At 60.8% G+C, this 18,737-nt stretch carries 12 protein-coding genes; 11 read left to right on the top strand and 1 reads right to left on the bottom strand.

Annotated features, from left to right (window positions below):
* Positions 1 to 8: 8 nt before the first annotated feature.
* Genes AC2I9W_RS06225 through AC2I9W_RS06215 form a run of 3 tightly spaced genes read left to right on the top strand, consistent with a single transcriptional unit; the run spans position 9 to position 9,692 of the window.
* Positions 9 to 536, top strand: a complete 528-nt coding sequence (locus AC2I9W_RS06225) for a chemotaxis protein CheW (protein ID WP_486409145.1) — start codon at positions 9 to 11, stop codon at positions 534 to 536.
* Between the two features lie 19 nt (positions 537 to 555).
* The gene (locus AC2I9W_RS06220) at positions 556 to 2,799 is read left to right on the top strand and encodes a methyl-accepting chemotaxis protein (RefSeq protein WP_486409144.1); all 2,244 of its coding nucleotides are present in this window, start codon (positions 556 to 558) and stop codon (positions 2,797 to 2,799) included.
* A 59-nt stretch (positions 2,800 to 2,858) separates the two neighbouring features.
* A complete protein-coding gene (locus AC2I9W_RS06215; RefSeq protein WP_486409143.1) occupies positions 2,859 to 9,692 on the top strand; it encodes a hybrid sensor histidine kinase/response regulator in 6,834 nt (2,277 codons plus the stop codon).
* Positions 9,693 to 9,793: 101 nt separating this feature from the next.
* On the opposite strand, the gene AC2I9W_RS06210 is transcribed toward AC2I9W_RS06215, so the two are convergent.
* The gene (locus AC2I9W_RS06210; RefSeq protein WP_486409142.1) at positions 9,794 to 11,284 is read right to left on the bottom strand and encodes a cryptochrome/photolyase family protein; all 1,491 of its coding nucleotides are present in this window, start codon (positions 11,282 to 11,284) and stop codon (positions 9,794 to 9,796) included.
* A 23-nt stretch (positions 11,285 to 11,307) separates the two neighbouring features.
* Between AC2I9W_RS06210 and AC2I9W_RS06205 the strand changes: the two genes are divergently transcribed.
* The 8 genes from AC2I9W_RS06205 to AC2I9W_RS06170 all read left to right on the top strand — a co-directional run bounded on the left by AC2I9W_RS06205 (position 11,308) and on the right by AC2I9W_RS06170 (position 18,551).
* Positions 11,308 to 11,907, top strand: coding sequence for a YqgE/AlgH family protein (locus AC2I9W_RS06205; protein ID WP_486409141.1), 600 nt, complete (start codon positions 11,308 to 11,310; stop codon positions 11,905 to 11,907).
* A gap of 17 nt (positions 11,908 to 11,924) precedes the next feature.
* Positions 11,925 to 12,440 carry a Holliday junction resolvase RuvX gene (gene ruvX / locus AC2I9W_RS06200; RefSeq protein ID WP_486409140.1) on the top strand — a complete coding sequence of 172 codons (516 nt, stop codon included), beginning with the start codon at positions 11,925 to 11,927 and terminating at the stop codon, positions 12,438 to 12,440.
* Positions 12,437 to 12,967 carry a bifunctional pyr operon transcriptional regulator/uracil phosphoribosyltransferase PyrR gene (pyrR, locus tag AC2I9W_RS06195; protein ID WP_486409139.1) on the top strand — a complete coding sequence of 177 codons (531 nt, stop codon included), beginning with the start codon at positions 12,437 to 12,439 and terminating at the stop codon, positions 12,965 to 12,967. Before ruvX ends, pyrR begins: the two co-directional genes overlap by 4 nt.
* Before the next feature lie 2 nt (positions 12,968 to 12,969).
* A complete protein-coding gene (locus AC2I9W_RS06190) occupies positions 12,970 to 13,932 on the top strand; it encodes an aspartate carbamoyltransferase catalytic subunit (RefSeq protein WP_486409138.1) in 963 nt (320 codons plus the stop codon).
* Positions 13,933 to 14,145: 213 nt separating this feature from the next.
* The gene (locus AC2I9W_RS06185) at positions 14,146 to 15,438 is read left to right on the top strand and encodes a dihydroorotase (protein ID WP_486409137.1); all 1,293 of its coding nucleotides are present in this window, start codon (positions 14,146 to 14,148) and stop codon (positions 15,436 to 15,438) included.
* 198 nt (positions 15,439 to 15,636) lie between these two features.
* Positions 15,637 to 16,398, top strand: a complete 762-nt coding sequence (locus AC2I9W_RS06180; protein WP_486409301.1) for a lysophospholipid acyltransferase family protein — start codon at positions 15,637 to 15,639, stop codon at positions 16,396 to 16,398.
* 37 nt (positions 16,399 to 16,435) lie between these two features.
* Positions 16,436 to 16,816 (top strand): arsenate reductase (glutaredoxin), encoded by a 381-nt coding sequence (arsC, locus tag AC2I9W_RS06175; protein WP_486409136.1) that lies wholly within the window; start codon positions 16,436 to 16,438, stop codon positions 16,814 to 16,816.
* 184 nt (positions 16,817 to 17,000) lie between these two features.
* Entirely contained in the window at positions 17,001 to 18,551 is a 1,551-nt protein-coding gene (locus AC2I9W_RS06170; RefSeq protein WP_486409135.1) for a Do family serine endopeptidase, read from the top strand.
* Positions 18,552 to 18,737 lie beyond the last annotated feature (186 nt).

Raw genomic sequence — 18,737 nt, 5'->3', positions numbered from 1 at the left:
CGCTGCACATGGCGAACCGCGAAGCCCTCAGAGATCTTCAATCCCGTCTGGCCGGGCGCTTGCAGGCAGCGCGCAGCGAAGACGTCAGTGTCGCGGCCTGGCTGGCAGTCCAGGCAGGTGGACGAGACTATCTGCTCCCGCTCAATCAAGCGGGAGAAATTTTCCCTTGGACTGGTGTTCAGCCCGTCCCTTACACACAGACTTGGTTTCTGGGCATCGCCAATTTACGTGGTGCCCTGATGGGAGTCGTCGATCTGGCTCAGCTGCTAGGGCATGGCGGCACTCGCAATGAACAGGAGCTCTTGGACTGCAGTTTGCTGGCATTCAATCCCGCTCTGGAAGTCAATGCCGCTTTGCTCGTTGACCGCTTGCTGGGCTTGAGGGCAGCCGATGCCTTTACCAAGGCTGAGCCTGCGCCAGAGCATTCCCCCAGTTTTTTCGGTGCCGTTCATATTGATGCGAATGGTCGCCGTTGGCAGGAGCTGAAGTTGCAGCTTCTAACTCAAACGGCCAAGTTTTTAAGCATTCGTGCTTGAGGTTTCTGGATAAAGCGCTATGTCCTTTGCACAAAAAATAAACCAGTTGTTCCGACGCAAGCCCATTGCGGCCACTGTCAGCAGTGAAAGCAGCATGATGAGTGAAACCGTCGCGCAGGATATGTATGACGGAGCACTGAACAGTGTGCAGGGGGCACCATCCGTTTTTGGTGTGGAAGAAGCCGATCGCGAAGCTGAGCTGGTTCGTCTGCCCATTCTGGGATCGGCCACAGCCTCCAAGCACCAACGCACTTTGTTTGCCTTGCTGGGTGGCTCAGCACTGGTGCTGGTAGGTAGTGCTGTCTGGATGCTGCGAGATGCCAACAACTCCAACCAGCAGCTGGCAGCGACAGGTCAGGCCCTGATGCAATCACAGCGATTGGCTAAGTCTGTCTCCATTGCCATGACGGGGGCTGCTCCTGCATTTGCAGACGTTAAGGACAGCGCTGGCGTCCTGGCGCGCAATGTGCGTGCGTTGGCGGCTGGCGATGACGAGCTGGATGTGAATGCGCTGAGCAGCGGTTTGCAAGAGCAGGTGAGCTCTGTGAATGCGCTGATGGAGCGCGCCGAAAAGAGTGCGGCGCTGATTCTGGGCCAGCAAAAGACATTGACCCAGGTGGGGGATGCGCTGCGTTCAATCAACCGCCAGTCATCCGACTTGCTGGAAACCGCTGAAACCATTTCCTCTTTGAAACTGCAGCAAGGCGCTGGTGCAGCCGAGATTTCTGCTGCTGGTCAGCTGGTGATGTTGACGCAGCGCATTGCCAAGTCTGCCAACGAATTCCAGACGCTGGAGGGAGTGAGCCCCGAAGCCGTGTTCTTGCTGGGCAAGGACTTGAATACCTTCAAGGAAATTTCCGAGGGCTTGCTCAATGGCAGCCCCGAATTGCGCCTGTCTGCCGCCCGTGATCCGCAGGTGAGAGAGCAGCTGGAAACACTGATCAAGCAATACGACGACACGCGTACACAGGCCAGTGCCATTCTGGGAAACCTGCAAGGTTTGGTGTCGGCCCGTGAAGCACAGGCCAGCATCAACAACGACAGTGAGCCTTTGCGTCAGCAACTGGAGCAGCTGCAGGCATCTTTGCAGGGTTTGGGTGGAGCCAACATGCTGCAGCTGGCGTTGCTGGCGCTGGCCATTTTGACCGCCGTGCTCAGCGGTATTGGCATCTCGCGCGTGCAGCTGCTGGATAGTCGCTCTCGTCAGAAAGAAGCCGAGCGTCACCAGGTGGATGCCCGCATGCAGGAGCAGGAAGCCAAGCGCATCAACGACGCCAACCAGGCTGCCATTTTGCGTTTGATGAACGAGCTGCAGTCCGTGGCCGAGGGAGACCTGACGCAGGAAGCCACCGTGACCGAAGACATTACCGGCGCAATTGCCGACTCGGTGAACTACACGGTGGAAGAGCTGCGCGCGCTGGTGGGATCGGTGCAGAACACGGTGACCCGCGTCGCTCAGACCACCGAGCAGGTGGATCTGACATCGACCGAGCTGCTGGCAGCATCGAATGAACAGCTGCATGAGATCCGCGAAACCGGCAAGTCGATTCTGGACATGGCTGGCCGTATCAATAATGTTTCGGCCCAGGCGCAGGAGTCAGCCCAAGTGGCCCGTCAGTCGCTGCAGGCGGCTGATTCGGGACTGAAGGCTGTGCAGAACGCGATTGGCGGCATGAACTCCATCCGTGACCAGATTCAGGATACCTCCAAGCGAATCAAGCGCCTGGGCGAGTCTTCGCAGGAGATTGGTGAAATTACCGAACTGATTTCGGACATTACCGAGCAGACCAACGTGCTGGCGCTGAATGCCGCCATTCAGGCCGCATCTGCGGGTGAAGCGGGCCGGGGTTTCTCGGTGGTGGCGGAAGAAGTGCAGCGACTGGCGGAGCGCTCGGCCGATGCCACGCGACAGATTGCATCACTGGTGAAGGCTATTCAGACTGATACCCAGGACGCGGTAGCCGCTATGGAGCGCTCTACGCAAGGGGTGGTGGAAGGGGCTCGCCTGTCTGACTCCGCGGGTACTGCACTGTCTGAAATTGATAGTGTGTCACGCAGACTGGCTGAGTTGATTGAGCAAATTTCCAACTCAACTTCGCGTGAGGCCAAGATGGCCAACGGTGTGGCTGAAAACATTCAGCACATTTTTGCGGTGACTGAACAGACCGGTGAGGGTACGCGTACCACTGCACAGCAGGTGCGAGAGCTCTCTCATATGGCTGAGGAACTGCGTCAGTCTGTTTCCCGATTCAAGATTGCCTGATTTGACTGGCTCTCCCTCTTATAAAAATGCACGACCCCTGAGGGTTAAGGAACTAGAGCATGTCAGTGGTTGACGACTCGCCAACACGTGCAGCCATGTCTGCACCTGCAGAGCAGGACCTGGGGCCATTGGCCTGGGTGCTGGATGAAGTGCGCAAGTCGCTTGAGGCAGCGACCAAGGCTGTGAGCCGTTTCATGCGCGATGCGGATGCGGCTCGCCTGTCGGATCTTGAAGAGCTTGATACCTCGGCCCTGCGCATTGCGCGCCAGCAGCTGCATCAGGCCTGTGGTGCTTTGGAGATGGTGGGCGTCACGGCTCCGGCACAGGTTTTGCGCAGCATGGAAGCTGCGGTGAACCGCTTCGTGCAAAGGCCTGAATACTGCACTCTTGAGGCGGCCAATACACTGGAGCGCACTCACTTTGCGCTGATGGAATTTCTGGAGGCAGTTCTGGCCGGGCAGCAGGTGTCTGCTGTGGCCTTGTTTCCTCAATATCGAGAGACTCAGGCTCTGGCTGGCAATGACAAGGCACACCCTGCCGATTTATGGCCAGCCGAGCGCCGGGCGCGTGAGCCCCATTGGACAGGCAATGTGCCGGAGCCGCTGGCTTATGGACCTCACGCCCGTGCCATGCTGGATGGCGTGGTGCTGCGCATGGTCAAGAGCGATGACCGCGAGGCCGCAGCCCAGATGCGTGAGCTGTGCCTGCGCTTTGCTGCAGGCCAGACCGAGGATGTGGCGGCGCGCAGCTTTTGGAAGATTGCTGCGGCCTTTTTTGAAGGACTGGCGCGGGGGCTGATTACCGCCGACATCTATGTCAAGCGCATGGCTTCACGTGTGCTCATGCAGTATGCGGCGATGGCCAAGGGCGACAGCCTGCCCCCGGCACGACTGCTGCAGGACCTGATGTTTTTCTGCGCTCAGGCTAAGCCGCGTGAGCAAGCGGGTGACAGCCTGAAGGCAGTGCATGAAGCCTATTCCATGGAGCAAATGCCTCTCGTGGACTATCACGTGGCGCGGTATGGCCGCTTTGACCCAGCAGTGCTGGTGCAGGCTCGCAAGCGCATTGCCGCAGCTGCAGAGACATGGTCGGGTGTGGCTGGCGGTGATCGCAGCAAGATCAAGGCCATGGTGGAGCAGTTTAGCCAGGTCTCCGAGTCTCTGGTCAAGCTGCAGCCAGTCAGCCATGGGCTGGCCCGCGCGCTGATTCGTGTGGCGGAAACGGTGGATCGCATTGGCGAGCCGCCTCCGGCAGAGCTGGCAATGGAAGTGGCGACGGCAGTGCTGTACCTGCAAGCCAGCTTCATGACTGCAAGGCATGACGAGGAAATTCAGGCCGCACAGTCCCGCGTGCTGGTTCAACGCTTGGATGCGGCTTTGCACGGAGCACCGTCCGAGCCTCTGGAAAGCTGGATGGAGGAGCTTTACCGCCATGCCAGTGACCAGCAGACCATGGGGTCTGTGGTTGGTGAGCTGCGAGTCACTCTGGGAGAGGCGGAAAAGCAGCTGGATCTGTTCTTCCGCAACCCCGCAGATGCGTCGGTGCTAGCTTCTGTACCGGGTCAGATGGCGCAGATGCGCGGTGTGTTGTCGGTGCTGGGCTTCGACCAGGCCGCAACAGCCATGCAGCGCATGCGCGAGACCGTCGAGCATCTGATGCTTGGCGAAGTGTCGCTGGAAAACCAGCCGCGTGTGTTTGAAAAGCTGGGAAGCAGTCTGGGAGCCATGGGCTTTCTCATCGACATGCTCAGCTACCAGCGCAATATGGCGCGCAAGCTGTTTGTCTACGATGAGGAGAAGGACGAGCTGCGCATCGTCATGGGGCACAGCCGCAGTCGTGGGCCGGAGGCTTTCCGCCCGACAGTGGACATCCCAATGGATGTCGCCGCACAGGCTCCGGTGTTCCAGGCCGCACCCGCACCCGCACCTGTCACTGCAGCCGCTGTAGCGGCCTCTGCACCCGTACTGAAGCAGGCACCGGCCATTGAGCCTTCGGTGGCAGCACCGCCACCGCCTGCAGAAGAGCCCTCGTTTGCACCGACCGAGCCGGCAGCGTTGCCCACTCAAGACACTGCTCCTGCAGTGCCTCAAGTGGCAGCGCCGCTGCTCAAGCTGGATGCAGAAGATGGGGGCGGGCTGTGGGCGCCGACGGAGCCAGGTGCTCTGCCTGAATTCGAGATGATGGCGGCGGCTCCCGCCGTCGAAGAGCCGGAGGCTGTGGGCTCAGACGCTCTGGCCGATGCCATGGCACAGGTGTTTGCCGGCATACAGTCGAGCAAGCATGAAACACCGGATCCCAAGGTCGAAGCCTTGTCTGCAGAGAACCAGGCGGCAGATTTTGCAGCTTTGCTCACTCCTGATGCGGGCGCGGTTGATTGGGTGGCTCCTGCAGCACTTGCTCCCGCGCAAGAACTCAGCGCGCAAGAGTTGGACGGTGACGATGAACTGCTATTCATCTTTTTGGAAGAAGCCCGCGAAGTGGTGGAAAACGGTCTGCAAGCCCTGAAGGCGCTTGCCGATGACCCTGCCAATTTGACCGAGCAGACCACATTGCGCCGGGCTTTCCACACGCTCAAGGGCAGCTCGCGCATGGTGGGGCTGGATGAGTTTGGTGAGGCCGGTTGGGCCATGGAGCAGATGCTCAATGCCTGGCTGGCAGAGCAGCAGCCCATGCCAGAGCCTATGCAGATGCTGGCGCAGGATGCTTTGAAAGCGTTTGCCGCCTGGGCTCAGGATATTGAAAACAAGCAGGCGCAGAACTGGTCGGCAACACCATTCCGTGCGGCAGCCGATGCCATGCGACTGCAGGGAGAGCGCGCGGAGGTGGGCCTGGTACCACGACGTGGCGAGCGCTCTGAGCCGGTTGAATCTACGCCTGACGCGGTAGCTCTTGATGCAAGCAGTCAGGAGCTGGAGATGCCCTCCACCTTGCCGGAGCAAGAGGAGATCATTGAAGCGACAGAGTTCTTGGCTTTGGCTTCCGATGCCGAGGTGACCGAACTCCCCGTTGCAGAGACGGATTCGCCTGACACCGTGGACGGCCTTGAGGTTGTCGATGAAGTCGATACTGCTGGTGCTGCAGAGCGGGTTTGGCCTGCGGAGCCGGAGCTTTCTCAGGCGCTAGCTCCTGCAGTGGACTTGCCAGAGACTCAGGAGCAACCTGTCGCTGAAGCGGTTGAGTGGGTCATGCCGGAGCTGGACTTCCCTGAAGAGCTGTCGTTGGAGCCTGTGGCGGACACCAGCTCCGAACCCCCTGCGACTGCTGACGACTTTGCCCTGCCGGACCTGGATATCCCCGACGACTTGCTCCAGCCACTGAGCGCGGCTGAAGAGGCCGCCGTCGTTGCCGATGAGCAGGTGCCAGATAGCAACGCAGCGGTTCAGCAGCCCGTGTCTGCTGAACCGGTGCAGGAGCTGGACTTTGCCGCTTTTGAGGCCGCGATGCGTGAAAGCGAGCAAGCGGCGATTGAGGCCCAGACGCAGCCAGAAACCGTGGGTGAAGTGGAGGCCGAGCCTGCACTGCCCGAAGAGACGCCTGTTGAGCAGGAGCCGGACTTCGAGGCAATCGAGGCCTTGCTTGATGGTGCAGTGGCTGAAGCAGGCGCTGTAGCGCCGGAGGCTGAGCCATCCACTGCTGAGCCCATTGCTGAGCCTGTTGAGATTGAGCTTGCAGAGCCAGAGGCGCAAGTTCAGGAAGATCTGGAGGCTGACGGCTATCGCCATATCGATGGTTTGCGCATCAGTGCCCCGCTGTACAACGTCTACCTCAATGAGGCAGACGACTGGTCCAAGCGCCTGGGCGAGGTGCTGCAGCAATGGTCGCAAGAGCCCACCGGCCCCATCCCCGAAGATGCCATTGCACTGGCGCACTCGCTGGCAGGCAGCTCGGGCACGGTGGGCTTCAAGGCATTGTCGAATCTGGCACGCCTGCTGGAGCATGCCTTGCAGCATTTGCAGCCCCAGGGCCATGCCAGCGAGCTGCAGATTCAGCAAAGTGTGACGGCATCGGATGAGGTGCGCCGCTTGCTGCATCAGTTTGCTGCCGGCTTCCTCAAAGAGGCCGTACCTGCGGTGGAAGATGCACTGCGTGAGATCCTGAATACGCCGATCGATGTCAGCGAATCTGAAGTCGTCGATGACGGGCTCGACGAACTGGCGCAACTGGCTGATGCCGAGTGGCCCGAGGTTCCCGAGATTCTGACACCCGCCGACCCCAAGGACGTGCCGCTGGACTTTGCCCAGGCGCAGCCCGAGGCCGATAGGCCTGCGACGGATGTGGTTGAAGACGGCTTGGCAGCAGACCCGATGCTGGATGCTGTTGCGCATGAGGATGAGCTGCCCCCGTACTCCATGCTGCCCACCAGCAGCAGTGTGGCGCAGGAAGCCGAGTTGCAGCGTCGCATTGATGAAGCCATTGCCCTGGCAGTACATGCCAGCGACGATGAAGACGACATTGATGTGCTCGACCAGGTAGACCCTGACCTGTTCCCCATCTTTGAGGAAGAGGCCGTTGAGTTGCTGCCCAAGCTCGGTGCGGCACTGCGCCGCTGGCATGGACGCCCGGCTCTGGATGAGGCGCGCAACGAGGCCCTGCGTGCCTTGCACACCATCAAGGGTAGTGCGCGACTGGCGGGAGCCATGCGCATGGGCGAAATGGCCCACCGACTGGAGTCGGCAGTCGAGCGCATTGACCAGGAAAAGCCCACAGCGGATGCCATCGAGCCATTGCTGAACAGCTTTGATGCTTTGCAAGCCAGCTTTGATGTGCTGCGCATGGCTGAAGAGCAGGAAGCTGAACAGCCTCTGGCACAGCTGGATGACCAGCTGGCTTCCGCGCCACTGCATCTGAGTGCGACCGTCAACGATGAGCCTGCGCAGAGCGCGGAAGGTGTGGCTGCTGAAGATGTGGCGCAGCCTTCTGAGCCCATCCAGATGCCTGCGCCTGTGGTGCCGCGTGCAGCCTCGCAGCAGACCGTGCGTGTGCGGGCGCAGTTGCTGGACCGTCTGATTTCTCAGACCGGTGAAGTGCTGATTGCCCGCTCGCGGGTGGATTCTCGACTGAATCAGGCACGCAGTGCGCTGGATGACCTGACTGGCAACCTGGAGCGTTTGCGTACCCAGCTGCGCGACATCGAAGTGCAGGCCGAAAGCCAGATGCAGTCGCGTCTGGCCCTGTCCAAGGACACGGCGGCTGGGTTTGACCCGCTGGAGTTCGACCGCTTTACCCGCGTGCAGGAGCTGACCCGCATGATGGCCGAGTCGGTCAACGACGTGGCCACCGTGCAGCGCAATCTGCAGCGCGATCTGGCTGCTGCCGAAGACGACCTGGTCGCTCAAGGCCGCCAGGCGCGCGACCTGCAGCGCGATCTGCTACGCACGCGTATGGTGGAGTTTGACTCCTTTGCCGAGCGTCTGTATGCCGTGGTGCGCCAGACTTCCAAGGAGCTGGGCAAGCAGGTGCGCCTGAACATTCTGGGCGGCACCATCGAAATGGACCGCGGCATGCTGGAACGCATGATGCCGGCCTTCGAGCACTTGCTGCGTAACTGCGTGGCACACGGCATTGAGTCGCCCGAGCAGCGCCAGGAGCTGGGCAAGCCCGCTGTCGGCACGATTGAAATCGTGCTGAGCCAGGAGCGCAACGACGTGGCGCTTTCGGTGGAAGACGATGGCGCAGGCTTGAATCTGGAGCGCATTCGCGCCAAGGCCATCAGCCTCAAGCTATGGACGGACGAGCGTCATATGACGCTGGAGGACGCAGGCCGCCTCATCTTCGAGCCGGGCTTTACAACGGCTGCCGAAGTGACCGGCGTTGCGGGCCGTGGCATTGGTATGGACGTGGTGCGCTCCGAAGTGAACGCACTGGGTGGCCGTATCGAAACGCATACCGAGCCCGGTCGTGGCAGCGCCTTCAGACTGGTGCTGCCCCTGACCACGGCGCTGACGCAAGTCGTCATGCTGCGTATGGGCGCTGTGACCATGGGCGTGCCTGCAAACTTGGTGGAAATTGTGCGTCGCGTACCCGTCGATGCGCTGGAGGAAAGCTATAGCAAGCAAGAGTTCCAGGACGGCAGCGAAGTCATGCCGTTCTACTGGGCTGGTGCACTGTGGCAGACCTCGCTGCGCAGCGAGGAAAACGTGGGCCGCACGCGTCCTGTGATGATTGTGCGCAGCGCCTCGCAGCGTGTGGCACTGCATGTGGATGAAGTGCTGGGCAACCAGGAAGTGGTGATCAAGAACCTGGGGCCGCAGCTCTCGCGTCTGCCCGGCTTGACCGGCATGTCCGTGCTGCCCTCGGGTGCTGTGGTGCAGATCTACAACCCTGTGGCACTGGCCAACGTCTATGGCGACAAGGTGCGAGCCATGCTGGCCAAGGCCGAGCAGGCTGCCCAAGAGGGGCAGCTGAGCCAGGGCGCAGGCGCAGGCTTGCTGGGCGCCGAAGCCGCGCAGACCACCGTGCCTTTGGTGCTGGTGGTGGACGACTCCATCACCGTGCGCCGCGTCACCCAGCGTCTGCTGCAGCGCGAAGGCTACCGCGTCACGCTGGCATCCGATGGCCTGCAAGCCATGGATCGCCTACAGGACGAGCGCCCCACGCTGGTGCTGTCGGACATCGAAATGCCGCGCATGGATGGCTTCGATCTGCTGCGCAATATCCGCGCTGACCAGAAGCTCGAAGGCCTGCCCGTGGTGATGATCACCTCGCGTATCGCCCAGAAGCACCGCGAAATGGCGCGCGAGTTGGGTGCCAATCACTATCTGGGCAAGCCGTACTCGGATGAGGAACTGCTGGGTCTGATTCAGCACTACGCCTTGCAGCGCAGCGGCCCGGCACCCGAGCGAAACCCGCTCAGCGGGCCAGCGCCCGATGAAGAAGAAAGCCTGGCTGAATAAGACCTGCTACTGAAAAGAAAGCGGCTTGCGCAAGTTCTGATTGGGTTTGAGATTGAAAGTCACCTCAAACCTAGATGGAACAAGCGCAAGCCGCTTCTTTTTTAGCTGTTGGATTTCAGAATGCCATAGCGGGCCAGAGTCTTCTCGCGCGCTGCGGCGTGGTCGACGACGGGGTGGGGGTAGTCGCTGCCCAGCGTGATGCCAGCCTCCAGCAAATCCAGCGGCTTGGCCTGCCAGGGCGCGTGGCGCAGTTTGGCGGGCAGGGCGGCCACTTCGGGCACATAGCGGGCGATGAACTTGCCCTCCGGGTCAAACTTTTCGCTTTGGGTTACCGGGTTGAAGATGCGAAACCAGGGCTGGGCGTCGCAGCCCGTGGAGGCCGCCCATTGCCAGCCGCCGTTGTTGGCCGCCAGGTCGAAGTCATTGAGCTTTTCGGCGTAATACGCTTCGCCCCTGCGCCAGTCGATGCCCAGGTCCTTGACCAGAAAACTGGCCGTGACCATGCGCAGCCGATTGTGCATATAGCCGCTGGTATTGAGCTGGCGCATGGCGGCATCGACCAGCGGGTAGCCGGTGCGGCCCTCGCACCATGCGGCAAACAGGGCATCAGCCTTGGCTCCTGTCTCCCACTCAATGGCGTCGTAGGCAGGCTTGAAGCTGCGCTCCACCACATGAGGCTGGTGGGCAAGGATCTGAAAGTAGAAGTCGCGCCAGATCAGCTCGCTCAGCCATGTGGAAGCACCCTCGCGGGCCGCTTCAGACCAGTCTTGGTTATTCGCCGCTTCGTGGGCCAGTCGTGCCAGCTCGCGTATCGACACGGTACCAAAGCGCAGGTGCACACTGAGGTAGCTGGGGCCTTTGAGGGCCGGAAAGTCGCGTGCGGCCTTGTACTGCGGCAGGCGTGGCAAAAAATCAGCCAGCAACTGGCGCGCACCGCTGACTCCGGTGGGCAGGCGCAGGCCTGCCAGCGTATCGGCGGCAAAGCCCAGCTCGGCTGCCGTGGGGATGGGGCGGCGCTGGTCCTCTGGCAGGTCGGCCAGCTTGGTGCGCAGGTCGCGCTCGCTGGGGTAGCTGCTGAGGTAGAAGGGCGAGACTTTTTTGAGCCAGGCGTTTTTGTAGGGCGTGAAGACCGAGTAAGGCGACAGGCTCTGCGTCAGTACTTCGTCGCGGCCAAAGATGCGGTGGTCCTTGAAGCGCAGCAGCAGTCGACCGCTGGCCTTGAGGCTGCGAGCCACCTGGGCGTCGCGTGCCAGGGCGGCGGGCTCGTCATCGTCATTGCAGAAGACGGCCGCTGCGCCCAGTTGCTCGGCAAGGGCTGGAATGATGTCCTGCGGCAGGCCGCGCCGGATCAATAGACCGGCATGGGGGCGGCTGGCGGACTGGCGAATCGCCTCGTCCAGCTCGCGCAGGCTCTGGCAGATGAACTCCACGCGCCGGTCGGCGTGGGGCAGGCTCAGCAAAATGCTGTCATCCAGAACAAAGACACAGAACAGCGTTTTGCATTGCTGGGCAGCGTGGTAGAGGGCAGCGTTATCGCTCAGGCGCAGGTCGCGCCGGAACCAAATCAAGCCCACAGGGTAAGAAGGAGTCATGGATCGCCATTAAAATCGCAGGCATGTCTGCAGAATCTGCGCCTATCAACTTGACGCACCACTTCCTGATCGCCATGCCTGGCCTGGAAGATGAGTCGTTTTCGCGCAGCGTTGTGTACCTGTGCGAGCACAGCGAGCGTGGCGCGCTCGGTTTGATTATCAACAAGCCTTCCAAGCTCAGCCTGCAAGGGCTGCTGAAAAAAGTGGATTTGGGCCTCAAGCGCGATGATTTGCTCGATCAACAGGTTTTCACCGGTGGCCCGGTGCAGACGGATCGCGGCTTTGTACTGCACGAGCCCATGATTATTGAAGGGGCGCCCGAGAACGAGTCGGCCTACGCTTCGACCATGACCATCCCCGGCGGCCTGGAGATGACGACTTCCAAGGATGTGCTCGAAGCCCTGTCGGATGGCGCTGGCCCCAAGCGCGTGCTGGTCACGCTGGGTTATTCGTCCTGGGATGAGGGACAGCTCGAATCCGAGATTGGCGAAAATGCCTGGCTGACGGTGGAAGCCGACCCCGAAGTCATCTTCAGCACCCCGGTGGACGAGCGCTATGACCGCGCTCTGGGTCTGCTGGGCTTGCAGCGCTGGATGCTATCGCCCGAAGCCGGACGCGCATGAATGTCGCAGAGACACGCATGAACCCTATTTCTACTTCCAACAAGGCCGCCGATGCGGCCTTTTCCTCGGCCGAAAACCAGTCCGGGGTTGCTCCCGCTGCGAGCCCGGCAGCAGCCCCCGTGCCGCAAAAGCCCGAGGTGCCTGCGCACTTTCAGCAATTTCTGGCCTTTGACTTTGGTACCAAGCGCACCGGCTGTGCTTCGGGTAACCGGGTGATGGGCGGAGCCAGCCCTCTGCCCACCATCAAGGCAGAAGGAGCTGATGCCCGGCTGCAGGCCGTGGACAAGCTGATCCGCGAGTGGCAGCCCAATGCGCTGGTGATTGGCGTGCCCTACCACCCCGATGGCGCGGCGCACGAGAACACGGCGCGAGCTCTGAAATTTGGCCGTCAGCTCAGAAGCCGCTTCAAACTGCCGGTGTATGAGGTGGACGAACGCTACAGCACGACCGAAGCACTGGCGGGCGGCGCACGCGACGCCGACGCCGCTTCGGCCTGCATCATTCTTGAACAATTTTTGAGGAGTCTCCCATGAGTGAAACCATTGCAGGAAATCAGTCGGGACAGGGCAGCCTGATCCTGGACGCAGAAGCCCTGTACAGCGAGTTGCTGCGCGGCGTGCAACGCATCATGGGGCCCAACACGCGTCTGGCGGGCATTACCTCGGGCGGTGCCTGGCTGGTGGAGCGTCTGCACAAGGATCTGAACCTGGCGGGCAAGCCCAGCGTGCTGTCTTCCTCGCTGCACCGTGACGACTTCTCGCAACGCGGCATGTCCAGCAGCGCCCAGACGCAGATCGACTTTGACGTCAACGGTGCAGACATTCTGGTGCTCGACGATGTGCTCTACACAGGCCGCACCGTGCGCGCCGTGCTGAACGAACTCTATGACTATGGCCGTCCCGCTTGCGTGCGACTGGCCGTTCTGGTGGACCGGGGTGGGCGCGAGCTGCCTATCCAGGCCGACTTTGCCGCAGCGCGCGTGGCGTTGCCGGCCGACCGCTCCCTGGCGCTGGCGCGCGACGAGAGCGGTGTTTTCCACTTCCGCATTCAAGAGGCCTGATCGTGCTGTACAAGCGCAACCCCCAACTCAACAAGAATGGCGAGCTGATCCACCTGCTCTCCACCGAAGGTCTGTCCAAGGACATCCTGACCCAGATTCTCGACACGGCCAGCAACTTCGTCAGCGTCAACGACCGCGAAGTCAAAAAGGTGCCACTGCTGCGTGGCAAGAGCGTGTTCAATCTGTTCTTTGAAAACAGCACGCGCACCCGCACCACCTTTGAGATCGCTGCCAAGCGCCTGTCGGCCGATGTGTTCAATCTGGACATCTCGCGCTCCTCGACAGCCAAGGGCGAGACCTTGCTGGACACTATCGACAACCTGAGCGCCATGGCGGCCGATATCTTTGTCGTGCGCCACAGCGAATCGGGCGCCCCCTATCTGATCGCCAAGCATGTGGCCCCCCATGTCCACGTGGTCAACGCCGGTGACGGCCGCCACGCACACCCCACACAGGGTCTGCTGGACATGTACACCATCCGCCACTACAAGAAGGATTTCTCCAACTTGCGCGTGGCGATTGTGGGTGACGTGCTGCACTCGCGCGTGGCGCGCTCGGACATCCACGCTCTGACCACATTGGGCGCCGCTGAAGTGCGCGTGGTCGGCCCCCGCACCCTGGTGCCTGCCGATATGGCCAGCATGGGCGTGCGTGTCTTCCACAACCTGGAAGAGGGTATCAAGGACTGCGACGTCATCATCATGCTGCGTCTGCAAAACGAGCGCATGAGCGGCGCGCTGCTGCCGTCGAGCCAGGAATACTTCAAGAGCTTTGGCCTGACCGAAAAGCGCCTGGAGCTGGCCAAGCCCGATGCCATCGTCATGCACCCCGGCCCCATCAACCGTGGCGTGGAGATTGACTCCGCCGTGGTGGATGGCCCGCAGGCCGTGATCCTGTCGCAGGTGACCTTCGGTATCGCCGTGCGCATGGCTGTCATGTCCATCGTCGCGGGGAATGAAGCCTGATGGAACATCAGGCCATCCCCCTGAGCGGCTGCGCCGCTTCCCCCTTCTCTCGCAGCCTTGCTGTGGGAAGGGGGACGACAGCCTCGCTGCGCGGCGGCGCTTGCTCGCTGTCTCTGGCTTGGGTTGTGCCAGTTTTTTGGGATGGGTGTTTAATATTTTGATAGCTGCTAGCGCTTATGAAATAAGGGCTAGAAGCCAATTTGGTGCCAAACCATGAAGATTCTGATTCGCAATGGCCGGGTGATGGACCCGGCACGCGGTTTCGACCAGCAGGCCGATATCGCCATCGATGGCAACAAAATCGCCGCCATCGGCTCCGTGCCCCAAGGTTTTGTGGCCGAGCGTGAAATCGATGCCAGCGGCCAGTGGGTGCTGCCCGGTCTGGTGGACTTGGCTGTGCGCCTGCGCGAGCCCGGTCATGAGCATGAAGGCATGTTGCAGTCCGAGATGTCCGCAGCCGTGGCTGGTGGCGTGACCAGCTTGGTCTGCCTGCCCGATACCGACCCCGTGCTCGACGAGCAAGGTCTGGTGGAAATGCTGAAGTTCCGTGCAGAGAAGCAGCACAAGTCGCGCCTGTTCCCCATGGGCGCGCTGACCGTGGGACTCAAGGGCGAGACGCTGACCGAGATGGCCGAGCTGACCGAATCCGGCTGCGTGGCCTTTGGTCAGGCCGAGGTGCCGCTGCCCAGCATCACCACACTGAGCCGTGCTCTGAGCTATGCCAATACTTTTGGCTATGCCGTGTGGCTGCGTCCGCAGGACAAAGACCTGGGCAAGGGCGTGGCTGCCAGCGGCGCCTTGGCCACCCGCATGGGTCTGGCTGGCGTGTCCGTGGCGGCAGAGACGATTGCGCTGCACACGATTTTTGAGCTGATTCGCGGTTCGCAAACCCGTGTTCACCTGTGCCGCATCTCCAGCGCCGCTGGCGTGGAGCTGGTGCGCCGAGCCAAGGCCGAAGGCCTGAACGTGACGGCTGACGTTTCCATCAACTCGCTGCTGCTGACCGAGAATGACATCGGCTACTTCGACAGCAGCGCCCGTGTGGTGCCCGTGCTGCGCCAGCAGCGCGACCGCGATGCGCTATCTGCTGCACTGGCGGACGGCACAATCGATGCGCTGGTTTCCGATCACTGCCCGGTGGACGAAGACGCCAAGGTGCTGCCTTTTGCCGAAGCCGAACCCGGTGCGACCGGGGTGGAGCTGCTGCTGTCCGTCGCCGTGAAGTGGAGCCGTGACTACAACATCGACCTGAGCCGTGCGCTTGCCGTAGTGACTTCTGCACCTGTGACCGTGCTGGGCAATGCCTTGGGCGAGCAGCAGTCTCAACTGGGTCAGCTGACGGTGGGCGGTGTGGCCGACCTGTGCATTGTTGACCCCGATGCCGAATGGACGGTCGAACCCCAGGCGCTGCAAAGCCAGGGCAAGAGCACGCCGTTCAGCGGTTATGAGTTGCCTGCACGGGTTCAATGCACCATCGTGGATGGCGAGGTGGCGTTTCAGCGATAGCTGCTGAACACCCCCTGAGCGGCTTGGCCGCTTCCCCCTCTCTTTACGTGCTGCGCACTAGGGGAGGGGGACGACGCCTTCGCCGCAATGCGATTCTTGCTTGGCGTCTTTGCGCTTGATACGCGCCAGTTCAAGCGCGATGCCGGTTTCAAGTTGCTGCAATTGAGTCCTAACGAGCCGCTACACTCTTTGGAAATCATGGCAAACGGCTTGCACAAAATCAAAACCAGCACGCGTGCGGTCTGGCGCGGGTGGCGTTTGATGGCCCATGTGGCCAAGGGCGCCTGGATTGTGGCGTTCCGCTTTCCTCAACTCAACCATTGGCAGCAGCATGAACATGTGCAGGCATGGGCCGCTACTTTGCTGCTGCGCGCAGGTGTTGAGCTGGAGGTCAAGGGCAAGCCTCCGACCCAAGGGCCGGTGCTGATCGTCAGCAACCATATCTCCTGGCTCGACATTCCGCTGCTGCATGCAGCGCGCCACTGTCGCTTTATTTCGAAATCTGACGTCAAGGGCTGGCCCATCATCGGCACGCTGGCCACGGCGGCAGGCACGCTTTACATACAGCGCAGCTCACGACGCGATGCCGTGCGCATGGTCGGTGCAATGGAAGAGGCTTTCAAGCGCAGAGAAATTCTGGCGGTCTTTCCTGAAGGGACGACGGGTGATGGCCGTGAGCTGCTGGCATTCCATTCCAATCTTCTGGAAGCGGCCGTGCAATGCAATGTGCCGGTACAGCCCGTTGGGCTGAGCTTTGTGGATGGGCGCACGGGCTCCATCAGTTATGCGGCCACCTATGTGGGAGATGAAACCCTGCTGGGCTCCATCTGGCGTGTGTTGAGTTCTGAGCAGTTGCAGGCAGTTGTGCACTATGGCGAGCCGGAAACGGCACAGGGCCGGGATCGCCGTATCTGGGCCAAGGACCTACATGCCGAGGTAGATCGACTGCGGGCCCAATGAGGCCGGGCTTGGGCGTGTGGCTCGCTACACTGCAGCCATGACTACAAGTACTGAAGCCCCAGTGAACCGCCCCGATATCACCATCTTCCACAACAACCGCTGCAGCAATTCGCGTGGCGCGCTGGCTTTGCTGCGCGAGCGTGGCATTGAGCCCAATATCGTGGAGTATCTGGCAACGCCGCTGACAGCGCCTGAGCTGGCTGAGCTGATTGCGCACTTGGGCGTGCCGGTGCGTGAGTTGTTGCGCACCAAGGAAGCGCAATACAAGGAACTGGGCCTGGACAATGCAGCGGTGAGCGATGCGCAAATCATTGCTGCGGTTGCCGCTCATCCGGTGCTGCTCAATCGCCCCATCGTTGTGACGCCCAAGGGGGCCAAGCTGTGCCGACCACCGGAGTTGGTTCTGGAGCTGCTTTGAGTGATTGCCTGATTTTTGAGTAAAAAATCCTTTATCTCCTTACTGGGTAATGGCTCATAGCTCTCTTTTTAGGAGATTTTAGGCGGCAAGGTGTCGATCTTTGCTTTCCTAAGTCTGGCCTAAGTGTGCAGGTTCAAACTTGCTTTCAATGACACCGCTTTGGTGTATCTCTGAAAGGTTTGCCATGAACACACTTTTGTCCACCCCTCGTCGATTGGTGATGGCTCTGGTTGCTGCAGGAGCCATCGGTGCGCTGGGCGCCACGGGCGCCGGACTGGTCGGCTCGCGCAGCCCAGCGACAGCCCAGGTAGCGTCGTCGACGACGACAGCGCCAAACCATCTGCCTGTGGTGGGAGCACCTAATTTTGCCGACATCACGGCACGCAATGGCGCCGCGGTAGTCAATATCAGCGTCGTCGGTTCTTCGCGCTCCATGAGAGATGGCGATGGTGAGGCGACAGCGGATCAGCAAAGTTTTCGCGGTGGATCGCAGCAGATGGAGCCGGACGACCCATTTTTTGAATTCTTTCGCCAGTTCGGCATCCCCGGTATGCCTGGCATGCCAGGCAGGGGCCCTGGAGGGCAGCAGTCGCAACCCTCTGAAACGCCGGTGCGCGGACAGGGCTCAGGCTTTATTGTCTCCAGTGATGGCGTGATTTTGACCAACGCCCATGTGGTGCATGGAGCCGATGAAGTCACGGTCAAGCTTACCGATCGCCGAGAGTTCAAGGCCAAGGTGCTGGGGGCGGATCCCAAGACGGACGTGGCGGTGCTTCAAATTGAAGCCACGGGTTTGCCGACCGTCAAACTGGGGCAGACCAGCCAGCTGCGGGTAGGAGACTGGGTGCTGGCCATTGGCTCCCCCTTCGGTTTTGAAAACAGCGTGACGGCTGGTGTGGTCAGCGCCAAGGGGCGTTCGTTGCCTGATGACTCCTTTGTGCCTTTCCTGCAGACGGATGTGGCTATCAACCCCGGTAACTCGGGTGGTCCCTTGTTCAATGCACAAGGGGAGGTAGTGGGCATTAACAGTCAGATCTATACCCGCTCGGGGGGCTACCAAGGTGTGTCGTTTGCGATTCCGATTGATCTGGCAACGAGGGTACAGCAGCAGATTCAGTCCACTGGCAAGGCGCAGCACGCCAAGCTTGGTGTGAGCGTGCAGGAGGTGAACCAGGCTTTTGCTGACTCTTTCAAGCTGGACAAGCCCGAAGGGGCACTGGTCGCCAGCGTTGAGAAGAATGGCCCGGCTGCCAAGGCAGGACTGGAGCCGGGCGATGTGGTGCGTAAAGTCGATGACGCGGCGGTTATCGCCTCGGGCGATCTGCCAGCCTTGATCGGCCAAGCTCTGCCAGGACAGAAGATCAAGCTGGAAGTCTGGCGCAAAGGAGAGGCAAAGACGCTGACGGCGACTTTGGGTGATGCTAGCGACAAGCCTGTGAAGGAGGCTGCATCTGCTCAGGAGGCAGGCAAGGGCAAGCTGGGACTGGCCTTGCGGCCTTTGCAGCCTGAAGAGCAAAGTCAGCTCGGTGTCGATGCTGGCTTGCTGGTTGCTCAGGCCAGTGGACCTGCTGCCGCTGCAGGAATTGCCCAGGGAGATGTGCTGCTGTCGATCAACGGGGTGCCTGCCAGCAATATCGAAGCAGTGCGCGCAACCGTCGCTAAGGCAGACAAGACGGTCGCTGTCCTGATCTGGCGTGATGGCAACAAGATTTTTGTGCCAGTACGACTGGGTTGAATGAGCCTGAAAAAAAGCCGCTATCGAGAGAAGCGGCTTTTTTGATGAATTTTGCCGATTCGCTCCGATTGCCTTGATTCATCGCAAAAGCTTGCTTAATTGCGGGGGCAAATGGGGATCTCCCTATGGATTTGTCACGTTTTATTAAGTGTCAGATTCACACGGGTGTAATGAAATAGACTGATC

This window comes from Comamonas sp. FUJ_7, assembly GCF_057369555.1.
The sequence above is the reverse complement of the archived record's forward strand: the minus strand, read 5'-3'. Positions and strand labels throughout refer to the sequence as shown.

Bases quoted from the DNA above. Each gene is read 5' to 3' on its own strand.
- AC2I9W_RS06185 (WP_486409137.1), top strand. From the start codon at position 14,146: ATGAAGATTCTGATTCGCAATGGCCGGGTGATGGACCCGGCACGCGGT.
- AC2I9W_RS06210 (WP_486409142.1), bottom strand. From the start codon at position 11,284: ATGACTCCTTCTTACCCTGTGGGCTTGATTTGGTTCCGGCGCGACCTG.
- arsC (WP_486409136.1), top strand. From the start codon at position 16,436: ATGACTACAAGTACTGAAGCCCCAGTGAACCGCCCCGATATCACCATC.
- AC2I9W_RS06180 (WP_486409301.1), top strand. From the start codon at position 15,637: ATGGCAAACGGCTTGCACAAAATCAAAACCAGCACGCGTGCGGTCTGG.
- AC2I9W_RS06170 (WP_486409135.1), top strand. From the start codon at position 17,001: ATGAACACACTTTTGTCCACCCCTCGTCGATTGGTGATGGCTCTGGTT.
- AC2I9W_RS06215 (WP_486409143.1), top strand. From the start codon at position 2,859: ATGTCAGTGGTTGACGACTCGCCAACACGTGCAGCCATGTCTGCACCT.
- AC2I9W_RS06220 (WP_486409144.1), top strand. From the start codon at position 556: ATGTCCTTTGCACAAAAAATAAACCAGTTGTTCCGACGCAAGCCCATT.
- AC2I9W_RS06225 (WP_486409145.1), top strand. From the start codon at position 9: ATGGCGAACCGCGAAGCCCTCAGAGATCTTCAATCCCGTCTGGCCGGG.
- ruvX (WP_486409140.1), top strand. From the start codon at position 11,925: ATGAACCCTATTTCTACTTCCAACAAGGCCGCCGATGCGGCCTTTTCC.
- pyrR (WP_486409139.1), top strand. From the start codon at position 12,437: ATGAGTGAAACCATTGCAGGAAATCAGTCGGGACAGGGCAGCCTGATC.
- AC2I9W_RS06205 (WP_486409141.1), top strand. From the start codon at position 11,308: ATGTCTGCAGAATCTGCGCCTATCAACTTGACGCACCACTTCCTGATC.